This is a genomic window from Streptomyces sp. NBC_00322 (assembly GCF_036147535.1).
Lineage (GTDB): Bacteria > Actinomycetota > Actinomycetes > Streptomycetales > Streptomycetaceae > Streptomyces.
The window spans coordinates 100447-127137 of record NZ_CP108019.1 but is presented as its reverse complement, the minus strand read 5'-3'; the positions used below and the strand labels follow the sequence as shown (position 1 = coordinate 127137).

19 protein-coding genes and 2 pseudogenes are annotated in these 26691 nt (G+C 65.9%); 8 read left to right on the top strand and 13 right to left on the bottom strand.

The genetic code is table 11. The features are described 5' to 3' along the window. The first annotated feature begins 892 nt into the window (after nucleotides 1-892). The gene (locus OG905_RS00490; protein ID WP_328681969.1) at nucleotides 893-2215 is read left to right on the top strand and encodes a phospholipase D-like domain-containing protein; all 1323 of its coding nucleotides are present in this window, start codon (nucleotides 893-895) and stop codon (nucleotides 2213-2215) included. 165 nt (nucleotides 2216-2380) lie between these two features. On the opposite strand, the gene OG905_RS00485 is transcribed toward OG905_RS00490, so the two are convergent. Beyond that, a complete protein-coding gene (locus tag OG905_RS00485) occupies nucleotides 2381-3343 on the bottom strand; it encodes an IS481 family transposase (RefSeq protein ID WP_328681968.1) in 963 nt (320 codons plus the stop codon). Between the two features lie 187 nt (nucleotides 3344-3530). Here OG905_RS00485 and OG905_RS00480 point away from each other — a divergent pair, with 187 nt between their 5' ends. After that, nucleotides 3531-3827, top strand: coding sequence for a hypothetical protein (locus OG905_RS00480; RefSeq protein ID WP_328665383.1), 297 nt, complete (start codon nucleotides 3531-3533; stop codon nucleotides 3825-3827). 297 nt (nucleotides 3828-4124) lie between these two features. On the opposite strand, the gene OG905_RS00475 is transcribed toward OG905_RS00480, so the two are convergent. From OG905_RS00475 to OG905_RS00460, 5 genes are all read right to left on the bottom strand, one after another. Continuing rightward, nucleotides 4125-9197: an FtsK/SpoIIIE domain-containing protein gene (locus OG905_RS00475; RefSeq protein WP_328665382.1), complete on the bottom strand. Its 5073-nt coding sequence runs from the start codon at nucleotides 9195-9197 to the stop codon at nucleotides 4125-4127. 190 nt (nucleotides 9198-9387) lie between these two features. Beyond that, on the bottom strand, nucleotides 9388-11088 hold the full coding sequence (locus tag OG905_RS00470; protein ID WP_328665381.1) for a hypothetical protein: 1701 nt from the start codon (nucleotides 11086-11088) through the stop codon (nucleotides 9388-9390). Between the two features lies 1 nt (nucleotide 11089). Then, entirely contained in the window at nucleotides 11090-12724 is a 1635-nt protein-coding gene (locus tag OG905_RS00465; RefSeq protein WP_328665380.1) for a hypothetical protein, read from the bottom strand. Between the two features lie 133 nt (nucleotides 12725-12857). Further along, nucleotides 12858-13730 carry a helix-turn-helix domain-containing protein gene (locus OG905_RS38965; protein ID WP_443043871.1) on the bottom strand — a complete coding sequence of 291 codons (873 nt, stop codon included), beginning with the start codon at nucleotides 13728-13730 and terminating at the stop codon, nucleotides 12858-12860. A 402-nt stretch (nucleotides 13731-14132) separates the two neighbouring features. Continuing rightward, on the bottom strand, nucleotides 14133-15341 hold the full coding sequence (locus tag OG905_RS00460) for a restriction endonuclease (RefSeq protein ID WP_328665379.1): 1209 nt from the start codon (nucleotides 15339-15341) through the stop codon (nucleotides 14133-14135). A gap of 84 nt (nucleotides 15342-15425) precedes the next feature. Here OG905_RS00460 and OG905_RS00455 point away from each other — a divergent pair, with 84 nt between their 5' ends. Continuing rightward, complete coding sequence (locus tag OG905_RS00455) at nucleotides 15426-16685, top strand: DNA cytosine methyltransferase (protein ID WP_328665377.1); 1260 nt, start codon at nucleotides 15426-15428, stop codon at nucleotides 16683-16685. A 177-nt stretch (nucleotides 16686-16862) separates the two neighbouring features. Here the strand turns inward: OG905_RS00455 and OG905_RS00450 are convergent, their stop codons facing one another. Continuing rightward, complete coding sequence (locus OG905_RS00450; RefSeq protein ID WP_328665376.1) at nucleotides 16863-17213, bottom strand: hypothetical protein; 351 nt, start codon at nucleotides 17211-17213, stop codon at nucleotides 16863-16865. Nucleotides 17214-17451: 238 nt separating this feature from the next. On the opposite strand from OG905_RS00450, the gene OG905_RS00445 reads away from it, so the two are divergent. Then, nucleotides 17452-18219 carry a hypothetical protein gene (locus OG905_RS00445; RefSeq protein WP_328665372.1) on the top strand — a complete coding sequence of 256 codons (768 nt, stop codon included), beginning with the start codon at nucleotides 17452-17454 and terminating at the stop codon, nucleotides 18217-18219. Nucleotides 18220-18544: 325 nt separating this feature from the next. Here OG905_RS00445 and OG905_RS00440 read toward each other — a convergent pair whose 3' ends face one another. Next, entirely contained in the window at nucleotides 18545-18739 is a 195-nt protein-coding gene (locus OG905_RS00440; protein WP_328665370.1) for a hypothetical protein, read from the bottom strand. Nucleotides 18740-19850: 1111 nt separating this feature from the next. On the opposite strand from OG905_RS00440, the gene OG905_RS38960 reads away from it, so the two are divergent. Next, entirely contained in the window at nucleotides 19851-19961 is a 111-nt protein-coding gene (locus OG905_RS38960; protein WP_443043870.1) for a DUF6233 domain-containing protein, read from the top strand. 26 nt (nucleotides 19962-19987) lie between these two features. After that, nucleotides 19988-20209: a hypothetical protein gene (locus OG905_RS00430; RefSeq protein ID WP_328665367.1), complete on the top strand. Its 222-nt coding sequence runs from the start codon at nucleotides 19988-19990 to the stop codon at nucleotides 20207-20209. A gap of 806 nt (nucleotides 20210-21015) precedes the next feature. Here OG905_RS00430 and OG905_RS00425 read toward each other — a convergent pair. Beyond that, complete coding sequence (locus OG905_RS00425; protein WP_328665366.1) at nucleotides 21016-21426, bottom strand: nucleotidyltransferase domain-containing protein; 411 nt, start codon at nucleotides 21424-21426, stop codon at nucleotides 21016-21018. 1090 nt (nucleotides 21427-22516) lie between these two features. Then, nucleotides 22517-24394, bottom strand: a complete 1878-nt coding sequence (locus tag OG905_RS00420) for a DNA/RNA helicase domain-containing protein (protein ID WP_328665364.1) — start codon at nucleotides 24392-24394, stop codon at nucleotides 22517-22519. 94 nt (nucleotides 24395-24488) lie between these two features. Here OG905_RS00420 and OG905_RS00415 point away from each other — a divergent pair, with 94 nt between their 5' ends. Next, nucleotides 24489-24845, top strand: coding sequence for a nucleotide pyrophosphohydrolase (locus tag OG905_RS00415; protein ID WP_328665362.1), 357 nt, complete (start codon nucleotides 24489-24491; stop codon nucleotides 24843-24845). 5 nt (nucleotides 24846-24850) lie between these two features. Next, nucleotides 24851-25846, top strand: a complete 996-nt coding sequence (locus OG905_RS00410; RefSeq protein WP_328665359.1) for a hypothetical protein — start codon at nucleotides 24851-24853, stop codon at nucleotides 25844-25846. A gap of 81 nt (nucleotides 25847-25927) precedes the next feature. On the opposite strand, the gene OG905_RS00405 is transcribed toward OG905_RS00410, so the two are convergent. The 3 genes and pseudogenes from OG905_RS00405 to OG905_RS38950 form a co-directional block, all read right to left on the bottom strand. Beyond that, the gene (locus tag OG905_RS00405; protein ID WP_328665358.1) at nucleotides 25928-26056 is read right to left on the bottom strand and encodes a hypothetical protein; all 129 of its coding nucleotides are present in this window, start codon (nucleotides 26054-26056) and stop codon (nucleotides 25928-25930) included. Between the two features lie 59 nt (nucleotides 26057-26115). Further along, nucleotides 26116-26241 (bottom strand): annotated as a pseudogene (locus OG905_RS38955) (restriction endonuclease); the annotation flags it as partial. 296 nt (nucleotides 26242-26537) lie between these two features. Continuing rightward, nucleotides 26538-26588 (bottom strand): annotated as a pseudogene (locus OG905_RS38950) (hypothetical protein); the annotation flags it as partial. Nucleotides 26589-26691: the final 103 nt, after the last annotated feature.

The window sequence follows — 26691 nt, the reverse complement described above, 5'->3', positions numbered from 1 at the left end:
CCCATGAAAGCAGGGGGTACTGACACTTGGTCAGAGGGCGATCACCTCAGGTGATGCGGGTGGTGCGTATGCGGCAGGAGAGGCCACCTGCGTGGCGGGACATCCCGGTTCGAGCCACCCAGCACTGGAGATTGTCACGTCATTGCACTGCACCGCGAGCTGCCGCCGGCCGAGTTCGTTCGGGCTGTCATGGACCACCCAGGCGCTTAGAAGGCGCTTGGATGCTCAAGTCAGCAAGGGTGTGTGACCTGCACGATCACGCCAAACGCGCCGCTGATCCGGCTTGCTTCGACACGCATTCGACAGACAGTGCAACGGGGCCCTATGGCTGCGGTCGTTGCGTCTTGCGCCTGCTGCGCCGATCGTCGTGCATCCGCCCTCCCGTACGGGCGAGCTCCGGGTCACCCGTTCGGCCCCGTCATGGGCTTGGCCCCGAGGCAAACGAGTTCATCCGGCGTGCTGGCGGGTCGAAGCCTGCGACACGTGCGACCCTCGATTCGCGTAGCGAATGCGCTCGATGAAGGACCGTTTTCGGTATCGAGAACCTGATTGCGAGATAGCCGATGGCGGTCGGAAAGCGAGCATTGGTGAGCGAGGAGGCGTGGGTATGAGGGTGCGGGGCAGTTCCGGGCCATTGCGAGTGCAGGCCATCGCCGGGACTCATGTGGTGGTATTGGGGTTCGACCACGATCGAGCTGCGATGAATGGCGTGCTCGGTTTCGGGGTCGAGCGGTTCGATCACACCGAAGGCGAGCATCGTTGGCTCGACAACCGCGTCCGGTTTCCACAGGCGAGGCGACGGTGGGGGTCGAATTGGAACCCGTTCCAGACCTTCGCCTGGGGTGACTACCGTGCCAAGCCAGGGCACGACTACACCTACCGCGTGCACACCATGACCGGGACTCCGGGGGAGGATCTCACCTCGGTCTCGACGGTCGAGCTGCGGGTGCAGACCGAGGAGCCGGGCGTGCACGGTGTCTGGTTCAACCGTGGCGTGTATGCCTCGCAGGCCTACGCCGAACGCTTCAGGAACCTCCACCCCCGCGAGGTCGCCAACCGTGAGGCCTGGCGATGGCTGTCGCGCGGTCTCGAGGAGGCGCTGCTCGCTTTCATCGGCACCGCCGCCGGCGGCCACGGGCAGCTCCACGCTGCGCTGTATGAGTTCGAGTACCTGCCCGTGCTCGAGGCGTTCCGCGTGGCCGCAGACACGGGTGTGGACGTCCAGCTCGTCGTGTTCGACCACGCGGACAACCGCAAAGCGGTGGCCGACGCCGGCATCGAGGACCTGGTCGTAGCCTGGCGGGCCCGGGCCCAGATCCCGCACAACAAGTTTGTGATCGCGAGCCGCGACGGTGCGCCCCGGGCCGTCTGGACCGGGTCGACCAACGTCACTGAGAACGGGATCTTCGGTCAGTCGAACGTCGGACACACCGTCACCGAGCCGACCGTCGCCCAGGAGTACCTCGATTACTGGGAGCAGCTCGTCGCAGACCCCACCCCTGGCACCCTCAATAACTGGGTGGACGCGAACAACCCGATGCCCGATCCCTGGCCCGCGGGAATCTCGGTTGTGTTCAGCCCGCACACGCGGACTACGGCGCAAGACCGCTACGCCGATCTCTTCGGGTCGGCCCAGGACCTGGTGTGCATCACGTTTCCGTTCAACCTCGATCCTCGATTCGCCAACCAGCTCCCGGGTGACCACGCCGCGCTCCGTTGGCTGCTGTTCGAGAACGCCAACATCGCTGACGCGCACCGGAACTTGGTCACCGATCCCGACACCGAGCTCGTGGCCTGCGGCCTCGTCGAAGAGGGCGGCCTCGCCGGCTGGGCGGCCGAGCACGACAACCCGTTCTCCAACAACATCGAGTACCTGCACACGAAGTACCTGCTGATCGACCCGCTCGGCGACGATCCGATCGTGGTCACCGGCTCAGCCAACTTCAGCAACCCCTCCGCGAACAAGAACGACGAGAACATGCTGGTGATCCGCGGCGACCACGGCCTTGCCGAGATCTACTTCACCGAGTTCTTCCGCCTGTTCAACCACCACCGCTTCCGCGACTCGCTCCGCCTGGCCGCGCACCAGCCCACGCCCGGCCCCGAGTCCGGAGTCGAAGCGCCGGTGACGCTCGCCCACCGCGACTGGTGGGACAAGTACTACGACGAACCAGCGCGGGACCACCAACGCCGGCTGCTGGCCGACTCCCTCTAGGCTTCGGCCCGGCTTGCCGCACCATTCGCCGGTCACCGGGAAGACGACGCCGTCAGTCGTCCGACTTGCTGTACCCCTCCAGGGCCCAGACGACCTTGGGAATCACGGGCGATGCCAAGCGTTTTGGGGCTCTGATCAGGCGGAACGGCCCGCGGGACTTGCGCGCTAGGTGTATTGACCTTCAGCGTTGTTTACGCGGCTGATCGGTGGCTTGCCTTCGAGTGCGGTGTGGCAGCGGTGGTGGTTGTAGGTGTGGAGGAAGTCTGCCAGTGCCGCGGTCCGTTCGGTGTTGCTGGTGTAGGGCCGCAGGTAGGCCCATTCGTCGAGCAGGGTGCGGTTGAAGCGTTCGACCTTGCCATTGGTCTGCGGCCGGTAGGGCCGGATGCGTTTGTGCGCGATCCCTGCTGCGGACAGGGTGTCCCGCCAGAGAAACGACTTGTAGCAGGCGCCGTTGTCGGTCAGCACGCGTTCGACGGTGATGCCGTGGCCGGTGAAGAAGGCGTGTGCCCGCTGCCAGAAGGCCACGGCGGTCTCCTTGCGCTCGTCGGTCAGGATCTCGCTGTAGGCCAGGCGGGAGTGGTCGTCGACGGCGGAGTGGATGTAGCTGTAGCCGATCACCGGCCTGCAGCTCTTGCGCTGGTCGGTGGTGGCCTGCCGGTTGCGGTCGCCGGCCGCCCTGCCGACCGTGCGCCACCCTCCGCCGTCGGGGATGTTGCCGAGCTTCTTGATGTCGACATGGACCAGCTCACCCGGCCGGGCTCGTTCGTAGCGGCGGATGGGCTCGCCGGTCGGCCGGTCCAGCCAGGCCAGCCGGTGCAGGCCGTGCCGGGTCAGGATGCGGTGCACGGTGGAGGCGGGCAGCCCGAGGATGGGGCCGATGCGGGCCGGGCCCAGCTTGCGGGCCTGCCGCAGCTCGCAGACACGGGCCTCCACCTCGGGCGCTGTGCGGTGCGGGGTCGTGTGCGGCCGGCTGGAGCGGTCGTGCAGACCCGCATCGCCATCCGTCCGCCACCGGCGCATCCACTTGTGAGCGGTCGGCCGCGAGACACCCATCTCGGCCGCCACATGAGCAACCGGACTGCCAGCCAGGGCACGTTCGACCAGGAGCCGCCTCCCAAAGACAGTCAGCCGGGACTACGGTGGGACACGAAGACCTCCGTGTGTGGTGTGGAGCCTAGACACCTCCACCACACCGGAGGTCTTCGCCATGATCAAGACCCACCACTGTTAACAACGCTCGTGCCTTTTTCCTCCGATTCGCCCGCGATGGCGGCACGGACCTGGCAGCCTATGAGCGGCAACGAAAGGACCTGAGATGCCCATTCTCTTCTTCGCCGCCGCTGGTGCCCTCTTTGGAGGCGGAGCCGGCGGAGGGTGGTACCTGTGGAGGCGTGGTCTGCAGGAAGCGGCCAAGCGGCTGCAGCATCAGGACGCCGAGGCCGCGAAGCAGGCGCTTAGAGATGCCATCGATCTTGCTGACCTGCGTAGCAAGGCGCAAGAGGCAGGCTTGGACCCGGATGAGGTCGTTGCCGGATACGAGAAGTTGCGAGACTCACAGTTGTCTCCTGAGGACGTACTCAAGAGGCTGGACCAGGCTGCCATCACCGGCTGAACAACTTTGCCACGCCGTACGGATCTCCCGCATCCGCAGTCCCTGAGTGGCGGTTGCTCACGCGACGAGCAGGCTCATCTGGGCCCGGCGGTCTCTTTAGCCAGCGGGCTGAAACCCAGAGGGTGTCTGCACACGGCTCCGGAGGGCTCTTCGTCGGATAGCGAAAGCGCTGGTCACGGCTTCGGGGGCGTCGTCTCTCGGTTTACCCGTCCACAGGTAGTCCGCAGCTGTGAGACACGAGGCTACGGCGTGGACGGGTACAAGGAAGCGGGCCGGGGGTGCGTGACCACGGCTTGGTCATCGTGAGTCGGCGGTCCACCGCCTCACAGATGCGGAGACATCGCTTGGCTGGCAGTAAAAGCCCTGGAGCCGTTCTGTGAGGCCGCCGGCATCGAAGAGCAGGTCTCCGCGGCCTCGGAGTGCTTCGGCGCCTGCCCGCCCGAGGATCGTCATGGAGTCCTGGGCGGCCTGCACCTTGAGCGCGACACGGGCTGTCAGGTTGGCCTTGATGTCTCCCGTGATGACCTGCACGCTTGGTCGTTGCGTCGCCAGTACTAGGTAGATGCCGAGCGCTCGAGCCATCTGGGCGAACCGCTTGATGTTCTGCAGGAACTGCTGGCGTGCAGCTCGCGGCAGGGAGTCGGCTAGGTCTGCGAACTCGTCGACCAGGACGACCATCTGTTGGAGGTCCTGGGACTGACCGCCCGCTGCGTAGAAGTCGAGAGCGTTGAACACCTCTGCGTCGCGGAGGATGGCACGGCGCTTTTGCAGTTCTTCCTCAAGGGTGGATGTGAGGATTTCGACTGCTTCGTGAGGATCCGTGATGATGCGTTTGTTCAGCAGGTGTGGCAGGCATTGGAAGGGCTCGAAATCTACGTGCTTTGGGTCAATGATCAGCAGACTCAAGTCCCGCGGCGCGCGGACGCGAATCAGTGAGCACAGGAGTGCCTGCAGCAGCACGCTCTTGCCGCTGCCTGTCGCTCCTGCGACCAGCAGGTGCGGCAGCCGTGCAAGGTCTGCCACACGTACTTCGCCGTCGGGGGCCACGCCCACCAAGAAGGGCAGTGCTCCCGGCTGAGACGGTGCGTCTAGGGCGTGCTCGTAGTCGACGTACCTGACAGTTTCAGGCTTGGACCTCGGGACGTCGAGGGTCACGTAGTAGGGCTCTTGGTCGATGAGTACGCCTTCGGCTACGCCCGCTTCTCTTCCTAGGTCGAGGGCGCGTCCTTGAAGCGCTGCGAGAGTCTGCTTGCCCAGCAAGCGGGTCCGCAACCGGATCACTCCAGGTCCGGCCTGGGCGAGATCGGGACGGAAGGGTTCGACCGCCAAGCCGTATTTCGCAGCGGCAGCATCCATCTCCCCTGCTACTCGCGCGATTTCCTCTTCGACGGTGGAGTCGGATGTGAACCGGGGCGTGCCGGACAAGTTTGAGATTTGTTGCGTTGGCTCTGGGGGTGCCTCCTTGGCCGGGCCGTCGGCTTCGTCTGAGATGTTGGGGCCAGTGTGCGAGGCCGGTCCGTCTTCGATAGGTGCGGGGAGCTCAGGGCCGCTGGGCGGTGCCGGTGGTTGCTGCGGGCCCTTCTTTTCCCGCGGCGGGGGCGGATAGGAGGAAGGCCAGGAGGGCCGCGTCCAGTCGTCGGGGACGCTGATGCCGTGTCCTCGGGCGAGGGCAGCCACTGCAGGTCGGCCGAGTCGGAAGTAGTCGAAGGGGAGGCCAGCTCCAGGGAGGGCACCCTGCCACGTGGCAGAGGTGTTCTGTCCCTCGACACTGATGAGAGCGCCCCTGCGGGGCGAGTCCCCCATCGTGTAGCTGAGGTCGAGGGAGAAGTCTCCGTCATACAGCGCGCGCAAGGCGGACTCTACTTCCGATGCGGGGATGTGTTCGCCGAGGCCGAATGCATTAGCTCGTGCGGTTGCAGACCGCAGCAGGTCGCTGAGGTCGCGAGCCCGGTATGGGCGTCCTGGGCCGCCCGTGTTGAAGATGCGTTCAAGCCATTGGACGGTTCGTTCCAGCTGAGTGCGGGCGTCGTCAAGGCCGGGGACGCCAGCCGAACGGTACTTGACTTCGATCAGCCGGGCGCTGATGCGCAGGTGATCCGCGCTGCCAAGCGGAAGCCAAACCTGCAGGAGATCGTCGCAAGCCGGTGCCGGCGGGCGGGGCAGACCTCTCCTGGGCAGTGCGGCAAACAGCTCGTCGAGAGGGACGAGCAGCCCTGCGGTGCGCACCCCGCCGTCTGCCAGCAGCCCGAGGGTTCTGTCACCGCTGTCGAGGAGCGCTACGGCAGCGATGGTCCCGACTCGCTCGGCCACATTGGCCGCACTGGCTCTGAGCAGGTCCAGAGACCACCTGCCGCTGGCCCCATTCAGCAGTCTGAGGAACTCGTCCAAGGCTGCCCCGGGTGGCTCCCCTATTCCGGTCAGTGCGCGGGCCACGGCTTGGCGGTATGGCTCGGTGCGCTTGGTCGCTGTGATGGCGTCGAGGCCAGGCGCTCCGGGGTCGGGTTCTTCGTGGTGGACGAGGTATTTGGCGCTGGAGCTTCCGACATGGCCGTTGAACGCCTCCAGGCCCAGAAGTTGGTCCAGGTGCACAACCCAGACGCTGCGGTCGTACACCGCGGCCATGAAGTCGCGCTCGACACGGGTTGTAGGCATGCTGGTCACCCCGGGCCGCATCAGGCCTCCGGACATGCCGCCCACTAGCTCCAACCCGCGTTGCATGAGGTTGAGCAGTACCTCGGCCGACGTCGGTTGGTCGGGCACGGTTACGGGCGTGGCGAAAGTCCCCCAGGAGAAGCTGCTCTCATTGGTCCCCGGATGAGCTAGCCGGGTGGGACTTGTAGCAATGCCCCGGGCCCACGTCGAAGGGGCGCGGTCATTCATATCCACCTGAGTGGGGGTGCGCTGCAGGTTGCTGCGCATAACGAATGTCAGGTGCGTGAATCCGTCTGCTTCGTCCGGTTTGACCAGGGTGATCCGAACGCGGGTACGGATGCATGTATCGAGTTCACTGCCATTGGCCAGCAGCGATTCCAGCCCGGGGCGCTGAACTGTTTTGTCGCTTACAAGGACGACATCCAGGTCAGGCTTGAGAGCCAGTGGTTCTTGCGGCGCGAGCTGTCCCCTGAAGAATTCACGCAGAGCCTGGTGGACTTGTCTTCCGTCACCCGGTTCCACGAAGGTGACAGAGATGCGCTGGCCCGGATGCCTGTAGTCGGGATACACCGTAAGGAAATGCTCGAGGCGGCGGCTGATGTGACGGTGGTCCGGGTCTGGTTGGACGTTCCCTGCTGGTGCCGCCTTGTAACGGCGCCACAGTAGGGGAGCCAATGTGGAGCACTCGTACCAGCTCCGGTCGACCGCTAGGACGGGCATGAGATGCCGCTGGGTGACTGCGCGAAGGTCGTCCGCGAGTACTTCGCTTGCTCTCGGCCGCCATTCTTCCAGCGTGTCCGACATCGCCAGCGCGAATGCCACGGTGACCGGGTTGGTTGGGGCGAGAAGGATTTCATCTGGCGTAGCACCGAAGACCGCGTCGCAGAGGGCAAGCCTGCTGTGCTCAGGCTGGATCTGCGAATCGCGCGGGAGCTGGTTCAGTATGGCGGCGAAGGCCGCGGTGTAGGCTTCCGCGCTTTCGCGATGGTCTCCTGCGACGACAGCGTGGACGCTTCCTTGGCCGCGAAGAGCTTCGAAGAACGCATGCCGGGCAGTGAGGAAGTTGCGGTAGGCCTCCGCGGGCAGAGCCGAAGTGTCGAGGCGTTCCAAGCGTGCGGCAGACAACGCGACAGAACCGTCAGCCGATACCGAGTCGATGCTGTAGGCAAGCCATTCGGGGTGACCGAGGATGGCGGATTCGAGGGCCAGGCCCTCCAAGGCGGGCGTGAGCCGCTGCGAAGCCAGCGGATAGTGGTCGGTTCCCACCTTCAGGCGGCCGACACCGTAACCAGTGGCACCCACGGCGGCCGTTCCGGCTGCCTTGGCTGCGTGCAGCGCCGCATGTGCAACGCTGGGCTGCGCAGGCAGCGATACCGAGGTTCCCAGCGCGCCGTCGAGCTCGTCATCGCTGCCCTCGTCCTCGAATTCCTCCTCATTCTCGGCTTGGCCGCCAGCGCGCCCCGTGTTTTCGTCCTCGGGCATGTCTGCGGGCCACTCATCGTTCGCTTCTCCAGGCACGTCGGCGTTCTCGCTGTAAAGCGGAATCGGGTGCCTGTCCGTGTAGAGGGAGCACTGCGCGATCCAGGAGCCTTCAGGGCCTGGCTCTTCCAAGTCGCACGCGCCGACAGGTGTGCCTCCGGAGCGGACGGCGAGCACGGCTGGGACGCCCTCGTATCGAAAGGCGGCGCTTGCCGACTCGATTTGGAGGTTTTTCTCGACGGGGAACCATTCGCCGTTGCCGGTGTACACGGCTACGGGTAGCTGGTCGCCACCTGGTGCGTGCACGACACCGAACGCCCATGTGGCGCCGGGCTCCACCGTCACGTGCACGAGCCGCTGCTCGCCGTCCACGTGACATGAGGAAACCGTGCCGTTGTGCCACTCCACCCGGCTTCTCGCGGCAGAGCCGGGCTCTCCAGCCAGCCGTACGGAAAACGTACCGCCGCCGGGCAGCCATACGACCGCTGTGCTGCTGCTGGTGACAACTGCACGGCCGCCGTCGATGCGGAGCGGGCGGGCAATTCCGAGTGGTGTTCTGGATGGCCGGCGCTCTGGAAGCTGGTCGAGCGGAATCTTGGACCAGTCCAGGCCTCCGTATGCGTCCCTGGCGGCGAGTACGACTTGGAGGGCAGGATGCTCTGGGTCCCTGGCCCAGCGACCCATTTCGGCGCGGAGATCCTTGTCCGGGGCGGTCCACTCCTCCAGACGCATCCGCCAGTCGATGTTCCGCTTGAGTCTGGCCGGATCCGCCGCATCCTGATGCCGGTCTGGGAGGTAGCAACCGAGCTGGTGCAAGGCGGCGCCAGCAGCGATCACGTCGTTGCACCTGGCCAGTAGGACAGCGGCCCCAGCGGTCTGCGGAACAGAGGGTAGAACGCGGTTCTCCTCGGCTGTCTCCACGGCTTGGCGGATGAGCCGCTCGGCGGCGGCTCCGCGGGCCGCTAGCTTGCACAAGCCGGTTGGCGACAGCGCTTCTTCGTTGGCCAAGTCCCGGCTCGCGGTGGTGACGGTATCGATGGGAGTATCCGACAGAATGAGAAGTACGCGTGTCCGTCCCCGCGTATCCAGCTGCACGTATTCGTCGCGCAACCAGGCGGCGAAGCCGTCGCTGCCTGCATTCTCTGATTCAGCACCTACGAGGTAGGGGATGATCAGCGGCAGAGGAGAAGAGCCGTCGGCCCCTGGTGTCGGCAGCGCTTCAATGCTCCTGACAGTCACAGATACCGGAGCTTGGAATGTGAGTGCGGGTCCGCTCGAGCTATGCCTCATCAAAGCTCGGTGCAGCTCTTGCGGGCTAACTCCCACAGCTGCGCTCACGTGCCATCGCGTGTCCTGTGTCTGCTTGGCAGCGAGCTCTCTCACGGCCTGAGCGGCGACTTCAGCCGACAGCTCCCGGATGTCGCGGGGTTCATCGGTTGTAGCGGACATAGGTTGCCTCCCCGGCGTCGCTGTAGCGGATAAGAAGGCCGAGCCGTTCTAGGGACTGGGTGAGCCGCTCCTGTTCCGGGGCATCCTGCGGTTGCAGCCCGTACTCAGCCAGGCCGGAGAGGAACAACTCAAAAGCCACAGGCTCGTCCCGGCAGATCAGGCGGACCAGCAGCGTGAGCAAGTCCTCGTCGACTTCATAGAACGTCATGGACGTGCCGTTGCGGCTCAGCAAGCCGCCCACCTGGTGGAGCATTAGTTGGTTGACTACGTCCCGGGACTGCTTGCGCAAGTCTGAGCGACGCAGTCGGGTCACGTCCTCCCTCAGAGCGAGCAGGCCGATGCGGCCACCGCGGACGTCGGCAGCCTGCAGAAGCTCGTCCAGTGATGGAGGCGGCATGCCTTTGGTCCGCCTGGTTGTTTGGGCCCAGTGGGCGTGATGGTGCAGGACAGTGACTGCGGCGGCACCAGCGTTGAAGCGTCGGCGCAGGTCAGCGTCGTGTGCCAGGCTGTCTGCGAGCTGTTCCAAGTCCGGCCTGTGCGCTGGCGGACCACCGAGGGACTCCCACACCCGCGCAGCTAGGTTCGCGGTGATGAGGGTGGCAGGGAGGGAGAGCAGGTGCTTGCCATCGACCCTCTGCCATGACGTGTGGCAGCCATCACGGCGTGAGACGGGCCGGTAGCCACCTGTGCCGGTCCTGAACATGAGCTGCCCGGCCAGAGGGCAGTTTTCAAGCCCTTCACACTTGTACGTGGCACCAGGGCTGGGTAGTTCATGGGCAGCAGCGACGGCACGGTCCAGGCGCGCGCTCTGCACGACGGCGACACGGTACATAAGGAGACTGGCGTGCAGACTGATCAGTACCGTGACCCAGCGGACGAAGTCAGGACGTGGGAGCTTTGTCGCTAGAAGTGTTCTGAGGTCGGTTTGGAACCGATCGAGTTGGGGCTGGCAGAACGAACCGTATGCGAAGTCTTCCTGGAGGCGCTCGCGGTTCCGTTCGACGAGCACGCTAGCCAGTGCCTTCTGGCCCTGTATGCCGCTGAGCTGGCGGGCTGCCTGGAGCAGCACACTGTCTAGCCGGGTGACTTGAGAGTCATCGTTCAGCTTGTCCAAGAGCTCCTGCAGCAGCGCCTCGTCGGTCTCGTTTCCCTTCCAGCAGAGGAACGGCAAGAGGTCGCCGGCGAACATCCGGTATCCGGTGGACGCCTTCGGCGTGGGGATGCCTCCCACGATGGATGTCTTGGTGTGGCTGAATCCGTAGGGGAGGTCCGTCTGCAGCGGCAGGAGGAACGGGGCTTTGTCGCGGGTGTAGTAGCGCTCCCGCAGGGCGCCGGCGAGCGCCTCCTGCCCGTCGGGGTCGCTCACCGGAAGGAGGTGCGGTAGCTTCTCGCGGAGCTCTGCGTCCAGTGCCGGCCCTTGCTGTCCCGAAGGCCGGGTTTCCTGCAGCATCCGCCACAGAAGGCGGTCGCGGGAGTCGCCGCGGGGAACGCTGGGCAATATGCCGGCAATGCCGAACAAAGCGCTGTCCTCACCGACCAGCCTGTCCGGGAGGTGCATTGGCCGACCATCAACGCGCAGCACTCCTTGGTCCCAGGACAGAGGCACCCCGGTGTCTTGGGATACGGCCGCAAGGGCATCCAGAACGCGGCCGGGATTTGCGTGCAGGGGGGTCGTCTTCATGTCAGCTGACCTCATAGACGTTGAGTGAATTGCCACCCCGCGTGCGGACGTTTGCTGCACACCAGTGCCGTCCGGCATCTGTGTCACTGATGAGCAGGGCGTTTGCAGGATTCAGCGACAGATCGAGAACGGCGGACTCGACGGCACGACGCAGGCCGTGGAAGCGCTCGAGATCGTTAGTACCAGGAAGTGTGCCCCCGGCAGCTGCTTGCAGTAGCCGCCATATGGGCAGGGTGATTTCCAGGTGGTGTCCGCCCAGGCGTACGGGAAGGGCGAGTGGCCGGTAACGCAGGAGACCCGCGCCGACTGGGTTGTCGTCCTTATGCGGATCAGCTGTGATCTCCAGGAGGCCCTGAGAGCTCAGGTTGGCCCCAACCAGTACGCCGTACTTGCGGCTTTGGCCCGGTTTGTCGACGGGGAGGAATGTATCAGCCCCGACCTTCCGTCCGAAGCCGCGAGCCAGTCCGATGGCAAGGGTCTCCATGATCCTCACGTCGGCCGCAGGGTCGGGGGGGCCGTCGAAGGCCGAGAGCGCCGCGCGGAAGTCCTCATCCGGGCTGGGGCCGGGTGTCAGCTCGGCCGCGAGCCAGCGGGCGCGAGCCCGGTATCTGCCGGTGAGCCCTGGGCCTGCGGCAGCATGTGTGGCAACCGTCCGCACTGCTAGCCGCTTTGTGCGGTCTGCTCCTCCTAGAAGAGTGAGAAGCCGCTCCGCGTCATCCGCAGGATCGATACCAGCAGAGGCTATCTCTTCGTGAGCTTCGGCGTTGGGCTGCAGGGTTGGATCCATCGCGAGCAGGCTTGCTGCCAGTGGCTCATCGCTCGCTAGGCTCTCCAATGCAGCGCCGGGGAGGAGGCCGTCACGCAATTGCGAGACGTTGCCAGCGGCGAAGGCATTCGCCACGTCTTCGCAAGGGTCTACACCGCGGGCGCCTCCCAATACCAGAGCTGCTGTGAGAGCCCACAGTTCACGTGGGGAGATGTTCCGCCCGCGTTCAAGTGCGGCGAGGGCGACTGCGCCGTCGAGAACGGTCCCGGTCTCCTCAGTGGACACTAGCTCCGCGTTGGTGCGAGGCCAGCACCACTCGCGCACGCGGCACGAGCCGCACCTTGTTGCGCCTGCCAGCACGCCGGAAGGGTCGTCCGGGTCCAAGGCTTTGAGCATGCCGAGGAAGAGCGCCTCGGGGCCGCCGACGGTGCGGCGCAAGTCGAGATTGAGCACGAGGACCGCCTCGTTGAGCCATCCCATTGCGACGGCATCAGGGGCGGCGCGGGGCACTCCCAGTCGGCTCAACAGGACGCTTTCCAACGCAGTCAGACTCGGCGCCTCTTCGGCCGCGCGGACCTTGTGGAAAAAACGCAGCGCCATTCCAGTATTTAGCGCGATCACGCGGGTGGGACCGGTGGCCGACGCGGCGCCGTCGGCGAAGGCGGAGAAGAAGGAGGCGAGACGGGATACTTGCTCTTCGCCAGGAGACTCGGTATGCGTTGCATCGGCGATGATTTCACCGAACAGCTCCGGGGCGGCCTGGCGCAGGCGAGCCATGAGCGCGGTCTTGCCCGTCCCCGCGCTGCCGCCGAAAACGATGAGGGCAGGCGCCTTGGTGCTTCGGAGCATCTCGAGCAGCTTCTGCTCCAAATCGTGGTCCGGTACATGACTGCGGAGCTGGACCCCGTCCATACCTTGGTCACGCACAACGCTGCCGGTGGAAGAGCGAAGCAGAGCTGCCACTGGAGCAAGTGGACTAGGAAAGCCAGGCTCCCAAGGCGGGTCAGTCAGAGCGCTCACAGTTCTCCTCAGCAATAGTTTCTAGGTAACCCTCTTCAGCGAGGCGGCGGACGGTAAGCCACCCTGGAGCGCCGAGTCGGCTTGCGACGGCCTCGGCGAGTGCTGGCGCCCCGCCGACGGACCACATGCCGTCCCCGGAGTACCGATTCCGGAGGTCCTCAGCAGCGCGGTTCAGTAGTTCAGAAGGCGCCAACAGGTAGCAGGCAGCTGCTGTGGCCGCGTCCTCGTCGGTGTTCGTCCGGGGGTAGGTGCATGAGCTGTGCCCGTACAGGGTGTGTGCAAGGGCGTGAGCGATGAGGAATCTCTCGAGTGGTAGTCGCTCGGGAGAAGCTGACTGGACCGGAATGGTGACCAGGGCCCGGCTTTTCGTGAGCTTGACGCCGAGACTCGGTCCGTCTGCCATATCCACCTGCAACCCGGCGGCCCGACAGAGCGGAGCCAACTGCACGCGGTGATACTGAGCTGAGCCGACCCGTTCCCATAGCTGCTCGCCAAGGGCCGAGTGGTGTACGGCGGCGACGGCGCGAACGGTCCGGTCGACTAGGCGCCGCCCGTTCAAGGCGCGGTGGAGCGGGCTCAGCAGTGCCGCAGCAGAAGGCGGGAGGATGCGTGCTGCAGCTAGGACCCGACCCTGCGCGCCAAGTTCCGTATCCAGTGCGATCAACACGTCGATAGATACCCCAGTGCGTCGCCCGAGCTCGAGCCGAGACAACTGGGAGGCACTGATGCCTGCAGCGGCTGCAAGATCCGCCTGCCGCTGCATCGCGTCACGGCGGAGCATCCGTATCAGCAATCCAAGTTCCTCGTCCGGCTGCGCCGACGATTTGCGGCGACGCCGACGTTGCTCTCTCGACATGCCGAACAACGTGCCACAGGCGCGCCGGTGAGTCGACGTCAGGAGTTGCCCTAAGGCGCAACTTGCCAATAAGGCAAGTTATCGAAGGGAGTTTTCCTGACATCGGCCGAGTCTGCCAGGAAAGGCGACTGGGAACCGCTGGGCGGTTGGCTGGGCAAAGATGATCACGAAGGTGGGGCCGGCGCCCAGTCTCGTTCGGTCCTGTTGGGCAGCACCAAGGTGGCAGTGTCCAGGCGAAGCACTCCCGCTGTTCCTTGCTCCGCCTGGTGCACTTAAGGTGGCTGTCTGTCGACACGGCCTTCGGAGGCCCTGCGTCCCCCACGTTCCAGCAGGCCAAGAACACGGTGGCACGCTTGGCTGGGGTCGCCAGTCCATAAAGAAGCCGCGCTTCGACTGCAGGAGCTACGCCCGCGGGAAGCTCTGCTCCAGCCATTGCCGGACGGCGTCGACGGTCGTGCGGCCGTTGTGTCGCAGGGCGTCGACGATGTCCCGGCCAGCAATGAGAGCGATCGGGTGGCCGTCCTCGTGGACCTCTTCCTGGACCTGCTTGTGGAAGTAGGACGTGGTCACCAGAACCCCGAAGTTCCGGTGCCTGATCCGGGAGATCAGTCGCGAGACCTCGCGCACACCTACCGAGTTGTCTGGGCCGTAGCACTTGGCTTCAAGGGCAAAGTCGATGGCGATGCGGCTGGATGCCGGTCCGAGCCCGTAGGTGCCGACGGCATCGCGCCCTCCGTCCCTGCTGGGGCGCGTGAGATCTACCGGTCCGGTGTTCCTGGCGATCAGTCGCCAGATGGCCACGGCACATGCTTCGAAGTCATGCTCCCGCCCGCGGAAGTACTCGCGGATCTCCTCCAGCATGCTCGTGCCGAAAGCGTCATCCGGCAGCTGCCCGGCCTTAGAGCGGATGACGGTCGTCACCGGAGCTAGCAGCGGCCGGTACACGCGCCCTTCGACCCAAGCCCGCCAGACCTCGGGACACTCAGCTCCAAGTGGGTCGCCGCCAGCTAGGAGGTGCTGAATCCAACTGCGCGGAACCCTGTTGTGGTCGAGAACGGTGAAGTGGGACCGGTAGTTCTGGAACCGGAGCCCTGCCGTCGCGCGCCAGATGGCAGCCAGTTCATCGTCTGACGTGAGGGTTGGACCACCCGGTGCCACGAGTCCACGGAAGCGCACGGCCCGTCCTGGGGAGCCAACCTTCTCGAACAGGAAGAACGGAGGAACCGTGGCCCGTTCACCTGCAGTCCCGTGAGATGCGGCGAAGACGTCCCGGAGCAGGACGTTGCCAGCTCGCGGGGTGGCGTGGAGGCCCTGGCCCGGCTTCTTGTTGTCGCCGTAGTACGTGAAGGTGCCCGTCTCGATGTCGAGGTGGTCGGGCCAGTCGATGTCGCTGCCGCTTGTGTAGAGCACGGCCAGTTTCACCGTTCCCTTGGCCGGTGAGCCGGAGTACCGGAAGCCGCCTTGGTTGCCTACCCCCTTTATGAGCTTCGAGATGGGGTCGTCGCTGGTGTTGCCGCTGGCGCCGCCGGCGTAGAGGGCATCGATGATGAGGTCGGCGGATTCCAGGTCGGCGAACGCGACGTGGGGCTCAAGGACAACAGGGAGGGCCATACGCACAAGATCTACCAGCAGGCACTGACATCCACGGGGTGATCCAGTTAGCCCTCGGCTCAGCGGACGTCCGGGTGAGTGTCAGTGGTCCTGCGTAAGATCCGCTTCACCGGCATGAGTGATCTTGGGGGAGTGCTGATGGAGCCGCTGCGCGTGATGGACCTCTTCGCTGGCTGCGGAGGCTTCGCCGAAGGCTTCCGCTCCTACGCTTACAACAGCACTGAGATCGAATCAGCGTTCGAAAGCGTCGCGGCGGTGGACATCGATGGCGCAGCGCTTGCCACGTTCGAGGCCAACCACCCGTCAGCCGACGCAATGTGCCTGGACATCGAGGACTTCGACCCAAGTCCCTTCGTTGATCGCGTTGACGTTATTACTGGCGGGCCGCCCTGCCAGGGGTTCTCAGGGTTGGGCAAGGGCTATTGGGATGACCCCCGCAACTCCCTCTGGCGGGAGTACATCCGCGTCGTCAGCACAATTCAGCCGAGATTCTTCGTTATGGAGAACGTTGACCGCTTCCAGAAGTCATTCGAGTACGAAGGATTGATGGAAGCGGTGCGGCCGGGCGGATGCCTGGCCGACTACACCCTTGTCGCGGGACTGCTCAACGCGGCCGACTACGGGGTAGCACAGGCGCGGAAGCGGGTGATCTTGATCGGCACACGCCGAGACCTCGGTGCCCCCGTGCTGCTACCCGTGCCAACGCACACACGGGACGTAAGCCGTACGTCTGACGGCTTGCTTCTGTTTGACCCGACTCCGCTCGTGCAGCCCTGGGTCTCCGTGGATGCGATCTTCGATCGATCTGCTCGGTTGCCGATTGAGGGGACCGAGCTCCCCAAGAGGCTCAGTGCCGCTGGAGTGCCCGGTCCGTTCCGCACGAGTGAACTGCACATCGGCCGGACGCCTACGGCGCTGTCGCTTGCGCGGTACCGGGCCATCCCGCCAGGAGGAAACCGAAGGCACCTGAGTGGGCAGTGGGCGCGGATCGACGGTCGTGAGTGCTATCTCAGCACCGAAAGTTGGGACAAGCACCACACTGGCTCGGCGGACGTCATGGGGCGCCTCTGGCTCGGTCGTCCCTCAGTGACCATCCGCACTGAGTTCTTCAAGCCGGAGAAGGGCCGCTATCTGCATCCCAAAGAGCATCGCCCGATCACTCACTACGAGGCCGCGCTCATCCAGGGCTTCCCGGAGGACTATCTGTGGCACGGTACGAAGATTGGGATCGCAAAGCAGATCGGAAATGCCGTCCCCGTCGGCCTGGCGCGGGCGATAGCCCGCGCCATCCACGAGAGACTTGAAATCGGGACGGGAGATCCCGGCTGTGTAGCAGCTCGTTAGGCGGCCGCTGCCTCGACCGGTGCCGTGCAGCATGAGCTTGGGAATCACGGATGATCTACTGGCGGTTGGTGTCCTGAGCAGCGGGTTCTCTGAACAGAGTGGGCCCCGTAGGCCGCCGACGTACCCGCTGTTGACCGAGGTTGACCGCGCCATCTGGCACGGATCTGGCACGGGACGTCACAGCTCTACGCGAGACTCGACGGCTTCGGCATCCTCCGCATCCCCGTGACGGAGAACGACGTGCGCCGGCCGGAACGGGAGTGCGCGCAGAGTCGCTTCCATGACCCTGAACAGGGCATCGGCATCCGATCCATACGCGTACAGCACGGCCTCGCCTCCACCGAACTCGTTGCCGTCCACCTCTCCTACACCCGCATCCCCAACGGCTGCCGTCATGGCACGTTCTGCATCAAAGATGAGGGCGCGCTGGTCAGGCTCGCCGAAGTCTTCGCCGCCGAGCTGGAAGTGAGCAATCACGGCCTGCTCTGGCGTACGCGGCTCAGGCAGATCAAAGAGTGTGTCCTCCATGCGGGACACGTTCTCACCAGGGTCTGACATCTGAGGCGCAGCGCGCAGGGTCCCGGCGCTGTGTGACACCCGCTTGAGGATTTCGATCAGCGGTCGACTCTGCCGTGGAGCCAAGTGGGTCAGCTGACCGGGTCCGCACCCCTCCCAGGGCGGCCAGCGCCAGCCCCGCCTCACCCGGTAAAGTGGCGACCTTCGGCCGGCGGAAGCCGTACGGAGTCCTCGAAGGCCGGGCAACATCATGCTTCTCGCCGACCGTCCCGCACGCCGCCGCCTCAGCGCCGCCCTGGACAACCTCGCCGTCACCTTCCGCGGCATGACCGCGCGTCCGGACGAACACAACTGCGAGTGTCACTGGGGCAGTCCAGAGGAGCTCTCCCTTCTGAAGACGGCAGACGTGGAGCTGGGGCCGGATCTCCTGCGCCGGACCTGGCAGGCCATCGACTGGACCGATCACGCGGCTGTGCTGCGCCGCGTCCTGCCGCAGTTTGCCGCGGTCCTGGTCGCCGGTCGCGCGGAACCCCTGTTCGGACTGGAAGAGGCCGGGTACTCCTTCGCCCGCGGCCGCTGGCAGCAGTGGCCTGAGGATCACGCCGGTCCGGTACGCGAGTTTCTGCATGCCTGGTGGGCTCACAGCCTCACTGAGCCGGATCCGGTCGTCCCGGCGCACCAGGTCTTCGTGATGTGTGCCGAGGCGTCCGGAACGGTCGGCCCCTGGCTCGCCGACTGGGAGAAGCAGACCGGGTACCTCAGCGACCGGCGTCTCGCCGAGGCGGCGGCGGAATGGGAGTACGAGCTCCTGGGAGACAGCCTGCCGTGGAGCATCGGCTGGTACGAGCACGACGAGGAAGAGATGCGCGCCGAACTGGTCGCCTGGCTCCTCGACCACGCTGCAGTGCGGCTCCGCGCGTCGGGCGAATCGGCGGATCTGCAGCACCGGATACGGCTGCTCGGACTCACCGGCGAGGACCGCTGGACGGATGCGCACTGGCCCGGCCACCGCTATTGACGAACAGCGGGCGCGACCTCGGTGCGGACCGGGTAACCAGCGGCGTGTGTCGATGCGCTACTGGGCTGCGAAGAGGCCGGGCGTAGGGACTCAATCGCGCCTTAGCTGTCGACGGTTGTCAGTGTTGGCCGTCGTTGAGCCCCCCGCACGGCCCAGAAACGGCCCGAGCGGGGGGTGTCGTGGTGTGCCCCTCGATGCGAACTATCGGCAGGGCGGTCGCTGAGGTCTGTTCGGCTGTTCGGGCGACTGCCGGCGGCCGACAGAAGCCGCCTGCGGTCGAGATGGTTGCTGTACTCCGCTGCTGCAGCCACGCAGACTCCGTGGCCTACTTCGACAGCTGAGCCGTCAGGTCCTTGACGAGACGCCAGTCGTCCCCGTCCCGCTCGAACACGAACCGGTAAGACCCGACGTAGGGCGTGGTCGGCTCTAGCCTTCGTCCGTACGTGTCGGAGGAGTACGGAATGGTGATCTCATTGACGTCCACAGTGAACTGGTCGCCCTTCCTCTTCACCTCGCTCACGTCGGCTCTGGCGTCGGCCTGGTTCCAGACCTTGCCCCCGCGGCGGGGGAAACTTCCGCCAGTGCGCCTCAGGCGCATCCGCGCGCCGCTGGACGACCTCCTCGGCGGCCTGCTCGAGAGACTTCCGTTCCGCCTCCCGCTCGGCAGCCGCGGCCTGGCTCTTCACCACCAGCCCGCCCGGCACCGCCACAAGCACCGCCGCAGCCGCGGCCAGCCCCACCTTGCGCTTCTTCTGCACCTTGCCCCCAACCCGAGACGCATCGACATATCGATGCATCGATGTGCCGGGAGAGTAACAACGATCAAGTCCCCTGCCCAGACAAATCCGCAGGCAGGGGGCTTGATCACGCAAGCGTGGCTATGTCTTCGTGCCCTGGTTCTTGCTACCGATCTTGGCGACCTGCGTTCTCGCTGGCCCGACTGTTGTGGGCTGCTGCTGACTGGTCGTCATTGGGCGGCGGTAGCCACTACCGAGCGGCCTTGAACGGCCCGGCGAAGGCCCAGCGTGACGGACTGCCGTCGTGACCACTGCCTTGTAAGCCTGGCACCGCTCTGGGCCGGGACTTTGCTGGTCAACCGTGGAGCACGGCGCTCGTCCTGCGCGCGGCTGCCCGGACCCTGACGCGCCTCGACTGACCGTGGTTGACCGCTCGATCTGGCACGAGCGCCGTCGCCGACACCTGCCTTGTAGGTTCGATCGGAGGAGCGTCCGACACTGGAAATACCGAACCTTCGGCGCGGGCTGTCCTCCGCTGACAGCCTCCGTGAACTGCTCACGGAGGTCAGCTACACGGCTCGTGGCCATCAGCCCTCAGACTCGAAGAATCCCGTGCAGCCTTCCTTGATCGCCGACGCCGATGCCAGCTGCGCGACAGCTCCCCAGTCGCGAGGGAGAGGCCAGCCATGACTGCGAAGGTGGGCCAACCCTCAGGTGTGGGCCAACCCTCAGGGTTCCCAATGACCTTCCCCAAGAGCCAGAAAGCGGCCGTTGTCAGTGCCCAGGCTGCGCCCAAGTCCCTGGCCCCTGGCCACCAGCGCTTCTCTGTCATGGTCCAAAGGTAGAGCCAGGGTCTGCGCTGGCTCACACGAGGTGCAGATCGGAGACTGCGGGATGGCCAAGCATCGCAAGGTGGTGAGCCAGGAGGATGCGCGGCGGGCGATCGGGGAGGGTGTCGAGGCGTGCCAGTTCTGCCGGCCGGATATTGCGCTGGGGCTGCTGTGACTGGCGATGTGACGCAGGCTGGAGGCATGGCCGGGCTGCCTGTGATCGTCTACCCGCCGTCGCCGACGGGCGGTCGGCGCGTGCGCGTGGATGGGGAGATCCTGGGGCTGGCGCACAGCCTGAGGGATGTGGCCGAGTTCCTGCGCAGGGCGGGGCTGGAAGGCCTGGACGCGGACGACGTGGCGCGGTCAGAGACCATCGAGTGGCGGGGCGGCGGCCCGCATGTGTGGGCCGAGTCGCCACCCTGACCTGACTGCTGTGGTGCGCGACGACGAGGGTCGTGTTCCACTGATGCTGGGTGCTCGGGTATGGCCAGGTCGGATGATCCAGACGCGCCCGGCAGGCTGCGTAGGATGCGGGGCTGGTGGGAGCAGCTCGGCGTGCTGAAGTGGGTCGCGGGTTTGGCGGTTCTCCTGCTGCTCCTCCTGGCCTCCACCACGTTCGCCGCCATCTTGACAGTTGTGGAAAGCCCTTCTGAGCCGACATCCACGCCGCCCCCGACGGCTACGGCATCCAGGCCGGTCCCGACGGCTACGGCATCCAGGCCGGTCCCGACGGCTACGGCATCCAGGCCGGTCCCGACGGCTACGGCATCCAGGCCGGTCCCGACGGCTACCGCAACACCCACACCGGTCCCGACGACGCCGACACCCACACCGGTCCCGACCGCTACGCCGACACCCACGCCTACGCCAACACCCACGCCGACGCCGACACCCACGCCCACACCCACGCCGGTCCCGACGGTGACGGTCGTGCCACCGGCGCCCACGGTTACGGTGACGGTGACCGAAACCGAGACGGAGGTTCCGCCTCCTCCGCCTCTTCCCGAACCTTAGTAGCGGGGCGGCGGCAGGCAGGTATGGGCCGAGTCGTCGCACTGGTGCGCGGCCGTTTACGGTGCCGGTGAAGGAGGCCTTCGTCGTAGCACGCGTCAACGCCCCCCGGTGTTGGCCTGCGCGTTCCGGGGAGACTTGCCCAGGTTCCCCGCTGTTCCGTCGCTCACTGCCTGATCGGGCACGCAGGGCGCACGTCTGGGCTTCTCGTGCCCTACTCAGCTTGGACGACAGGCAGCGATCAAAGTGGCCAGCATGCCTACGGGGTCGTGCAAAGAGCGTGCGCCATCAGTGACCACGCGGCGGGTGCCCGGGTCGATCGGGTCGGTGTCGGCCCAGGAAGGGGAGCCGATTCCGAATTCCACCTCCAGCCCGGAGGGGGTCGCGAAACGGCGCTCCAGGATCACGCCCCATCGCTGCGTCCTGATGGGCGTCGCCATGCCGAGATCTCGCGCCCAGTCCTCGCCGTCGTAGAGACCGGGCTCGGTGGTGAGCAGAGTCAGGTCGACGTCCGAGTCGGGTCGGGCAGCGCCACGGGCACAGGAGCCGACCAACAACAGGCCGGTGATGTCCTCGCGTGTGGCGGCCCAGCGAGTCACTCCCGCTACGATCTCGTTGATTTCGGCCACGCGGTCAGTGGAGAGAGTCGGTCCGGGGCGAGGGTTCGTCAACGAGTTCACGCCTCAACCCTATCCGGGGGCCTAGCAGCTGATGATCGTTTTCTTCCCCGGACAACACGCTGGTGCAGAGTCGGCGATGAGGTCGGTGGAGTCTTGATGGGCGAGTCAAGCTCGCCGCGATCTTGAAAACCGTCGTGGCAGCGATGTCACCGTGGGTTCAAATCCCACACCCACCGCAGGTGAACAGCCCCTGACCAGGTAAGACGGTCAGGGGCTGTGCCGCCTATGTGTGCCCGTAGGTGACCGTTTCTCCCCCTGGTTCCCCAGGCGAACGGGCACGGAGGGGGCACGGCTGCGGCTTCAGCCAGAACGATCAGCGGCTTCTCGGGCGGTCTGCCGCTTCTTACGGAGTCGAATGGACCTCCGCATGAAGCCCAGCGCATCAGCGGCCATGGCTAGCCCCACGACACTCGCGCACACGCGCACTGTGCCTTGGCCGTAGATCGCTTCACCGAGGCACCAGACGAACAGGACAGCCCGGCCCAGCGCTTTGAGAACCTTGAGTGTGCTCGGGTGCATTTGGTGATCGACTCCGATTCGGGGCCTCGTCGGACAGAGGACGGAGTGTACGCACGCGGTCGGTGTAGCGGCTTTGGGCTGGAGCTGCCATGGGGCGAGAGAGCATGGCCCCTTACGCTGGCCGCGAATCGGGCTGGCTCCTCGCCTGCCCGCAATTGCCCGATCGGGGCCATGATCTTCGAGGCTCGCCCCATGGTGGCTGCGTAAAGCACGACGCAGTCTGAGCCCGGCTGTCACACCCCGGCCGTTACGGGACAGCCCTTAGAGCTGCTTCAACCGTTCTGTGTGTCTTGTGCGCACAAGACACAACTGGCCGGCAGGCGACCAGGACGGCTGTTTGCTGCACGTATGTCCAACCTGCGCTTCGAACTCACGGTCACTGGGTCCAACGGACCGCCGTCGGTAGCAAGTCGAGTTCTGGCGTCGTCGGCCTCAGCGCTGCTGACGCAATACCGTCATGCGCCCCTCGGCTGATCTTTGGCCGTCGAGGCAAGGCGCTGGAGCACATGCTTCGCGTCCGTCAGGAGCGAGCCCCAGCAAGAAGCTGGTGTAGGCGCTGCTGGGTGGCACGGTCTTTGGAGTACAGGCGTGTGCCCCGTGTGCCTCGTGTGGCGAGGACGCGGTAGGTGTTCAGCGCGTAGGTCAGGTATCGCTGGGGTGAGAGGCCTTGGAGGGCGTGGTCGTGGCTTTTCTCCGGTCTGGCCTGCCAGCCGTTCGGGGTCCACGTGATGTCCTCGCCGAGGATGACGGCGTTGTAGTCGTATTCCATGCCCTGGGCGGTATAGACGCAGCCGACCTGTTGGTGGCCGCCGACGTCGGTGGCCCAGAACGCCCGCCCCGGTGTGTCGGGCCCGGCGAGTATGCCCTCGGCCCTGGAGTTCCAAGGCCGCTGCCACAGGTGTTCTCCGGTGTCGTCGGTCCAGGAGATGGATACCTCAGGCAGGAGGGGCGGGGCCGGGGGTGAGTCCCAGGGCCAGCAGAAGCCGGCGGTGATGCGGGCGCTGTGGCCCTGGCGGTGGTGCGCGGTGACCCAGGATTCGAGTTCGGCGGGGTTCTCGGCTAGGGCGAGGTCGTAGTCGCTGCCTTGCCAGACCGGCGCCATACCGCCCTTGGTGAGAAGCGCGTCGATCCAGTCGAGGTACGCCCTGGAGCCGCCGCACCGGAACTGGGTGGTCAGGTCGATGTGGGCGAAGGTGTAGTCGCGAGCGCGGGCCAGACGGCGCAGTTCGTCCAGGGTGGTGCCTTCACTGGGGCGGACGATCTGGCGTTCGTCAAGGAAGAGGACGAGCACGGCGCAGCCGCGGATGAGCCGGGTGAACAGGTTGGGGAATTCGCTGTGGCGGCGCAGCGGGTCGGTGCGGGCCCGGTGCGCTTCGTCCAGCAGGACGACGCTGGTGTCCTTGTCCAGGCTGCCGGGCAGCGTGGTGGTCAGGGTGCTGATGAGGCCTTTGGCGGAGTCCCCGACGGCGCGGGCGAGCTGCTGGGTGAGGGTTCCGGACGGGGACAGCAGCCGGGGGTTGGCCCTTTCCTTGAGGCAGAGGTCGCCCAGGACGCGGGCGGCGATGGCGGTCTTGCCCGTGCCCGGCCCGCCGGTGACCACGACTACGTGCCCGGGTTTTCCCTGCTCGATGGCGGCGATGGCGTGATGAATCGTCTGGCGGGCCTTGTCCTGCTCGCCGATGAGCCGGAAGCCGTCGTGGCCGCGGATGGTGTCGGCAACCCTGGCCAGCAGGCGGGCGGACGGACGGTGCTGCGCCGTCAGGAAGCCGCTGACCGCCTCCCTGCCAGCGGGCTCCAGATCTGTGCACTGCAGGCGTCCGGCCAGCACCGCGGTGTCGGCGTCTTCGGGAAGGTCGTCGGCTCCCAGGAGCGGATAGGTGGCGCTGGGGCCGTCGCCAGCGTAGGCGCGCAGAGGGCCGATCAGTGTGGCCGAGGCGTTGTGCAGGAATGCCAGGCCGCGCACCTCAAGCTCCAGGTCAGCTGGGACCCAGTCTCTGAGGTAGGTCACGTACCCACCGACCTGGCGGCCCGGGTGCAGAACCTCGCGGTCGCCCACCCTGAGCAATCCTGATCCCACGGGATGCGGAGCGGCAGAGGTCCACTGCTTGAGTTCGACGACCACGGCTACGAGTCGGCCCGCCCGCTGGCCCAGGAGGAGAGCGTCGATCCTATGGCTGGAGCCGGGCAGTTGGTACTCCAGCAGCAGGTACAGATCGTGCAGTCCTGCGGCCTCCAGCACGCGGAGCAGCACCGGCCAGCTCTCGGCCCAGCTCCTCAACTCCCCGTCTCCTGGCGGCTCGCCCAGCAGAGTGGCATAGCGCTTGGCGCACTTGGTGACGAAGCCCGGCTCGCCGAGCCGCAGCGAGGCTTCCCGCACGGTCCCCTCGAAGACATGCATGCATGATCTATAGCATCCGCAACTGACAGTGGCCGGTTCCGAGTTCGCGTATCGGTCGGCCTCGCTGTCGGAGCCAGCTGATAGGTATGGAGCCATGACGATTCGAGATCTGCAGCAGACCCTGGCGCAGTTCGCCCGCGAGCGCGACTGGGAGCAGTTTCACACGCCCAAGAACCTCGTCATGGCGCTCCTCGGCGAAGCCGGTGAACTGGCTGAGATCTTCCAGTGGCTCACTCCAGAGCAGTCGCGGGCCGTCATGGACGAGCCCGACCGGGCCCAGGCCGTGCGACAGGAGGTGGCCGACGTCATGGCCTACCTGCTGCGCCTGGCGGATGTGACCGGCGTGGACCTGGAACAGGCCCTGGCCGAGAAGATCGAGCTGAACCGGCAGCGCTACCCGGCCGCCCTCGCCTACGGACGCGCCGACAAGTACACGAAACTGGGGGCCTAACGAGCATGCGGATCCTTGCACAGCCGGCACGGCGGTCGGACAAGACCGTCGAAAGGCACTACCAGGACACCATCGCTAGCCCCGTCGCCTTTGATCAGCACGCCGACCTGCTGGACGCGGCCACCCTGGACGCCCTCAAGCGTCTCTTCCCCGACGGCACCGCCGCGATGTGGGGAGTCATGCCGGGCAAGAACGACGCGAACCTGCCCGAGATCCGGAAGATGGCACCAGGGGCGTGGGTCTTCTTCAGCGGTGACAAGCGTCTCTACCTCGGCGGCACCGTCGCCCTCACCTGGCGCAATAAGGAGCTCGCAGCCCGCCTGTGGGGCACTGATTCCGAAACCGGCGACACCTGGGAGTACATGTACGCGCTCTCCGGCACGCGCGGCTTCGACATCCCCATCGAGGAGCTCCGCAGCCTGCTCGACTGGAAGCCCACGCGCAACATCATGCGCTTCCAGGCATTCAAAGACTCCGAAGCCGACCTGCTCCAGAGCCTGCTGACCCTGGAACCAGCCCAAGCCGCCCCGCCAGCGAACGAAGAAGCCGCCACCCAGCAGGCCATCGCTGACTACACCGGCCCGCTGGAACGCAGTGCCGAACGCGCCTACCGCGGTGAACAGGCCCACCTCAAGCGCACCCTGCTGCCAGGCCCTACAGGAGAATGCGCCCTGTGCGGGCGCGTACTGCCGGCGGCCTTCCTCATCGCAGCCCACATCAAGAAACGCGCCGCGTGCACCGACGACGAAAAGCGTGACTTGCAGAATGTCGCGATGCTCGCCTGCCTGCTGGGCTGCGACGGCCTCTATGAACGCGGCTTCATCACTGTGGCAGATGGAGGCCAGCTCGCCGTCAGCCCGCTCGCCGCGTCCGCGCCAGCCGTAGCGCAGCACCTCACTGATCATCTTGCTGGCCGTGTGACGTCCTGGTGGACACCTGAGCGTGAGCCGTACTTCGCCTGGCACCGTGCACATACATTCCGGAGTGCTTTGACCGCCTGAGCTCACAGCCGCCATCTCGATCAGCGCCTGCCGTGCCGATTCAGATCGCATGCCTGCGCGAGGACCACAGCAACGGCAGTCTCACGGCTTGGGGAAACTCTGCTCCAGCCAGCGCTGTACGGCGCTGAGTGTGGTGTGGCCGTGTTGCCGGAGGACGTCCACGATGTGTTTGCCGCAGATGAGTGCGATGGGGTGGCCGTCTTCATGCATTCTTGCACCTCTTCCTGGACCTGCTTGTGGAAGTAGGAGGTGGTGACGAGCACGCCGAAGTTGCGGTGCCGTATGCGGGAGATGAGGCGGGAGACTTCGCGGACGCCGACTGAGTTGGCGGCTGCGTAGCACTTGGCTTCGAGCGCGAAGTCGATAGTGATGGTGTTCGCTGCTGGGCCAAGGATGTACTGGCCGACGGCGTCGCGTCCGCCGTCGCGGCTGGGGCGGTTATGTCGCAGGCTCCCGTCCGGGGTGCGATCAGGCGCCAGATGGCGACTGCGCAGCTTTCGAAGTCGCTTTCCCGGCCGCGGAAGTGCTCGCGGATGGTGTCCAGGATTGCTTGGCCTTCGCGGTCGTCAGGCAGCTGGTCGGCCTTGGGCCGGATGACGGTGGTTGCGGGCGCGAGCAGCGGCGTGTAGGCGCGGCCCTTGACCCAGCTGTTCCATGCCGGGGGACAGTCGCCTTCCAGGGGGTCGCCTCCGTCGAGGACGTGCTCAATCCAGGTGCGGCTGATGCGGGCATGGTCGAGCACAGTGAAGCGGGCGCGGTAGTTCTGGAAACGCCAGGCTCTATGAAACGGCGTCAACGGGAGTTCAGCGCGCCGGAGGCAGGCACAGGCCGTGCGCGGGTACCTC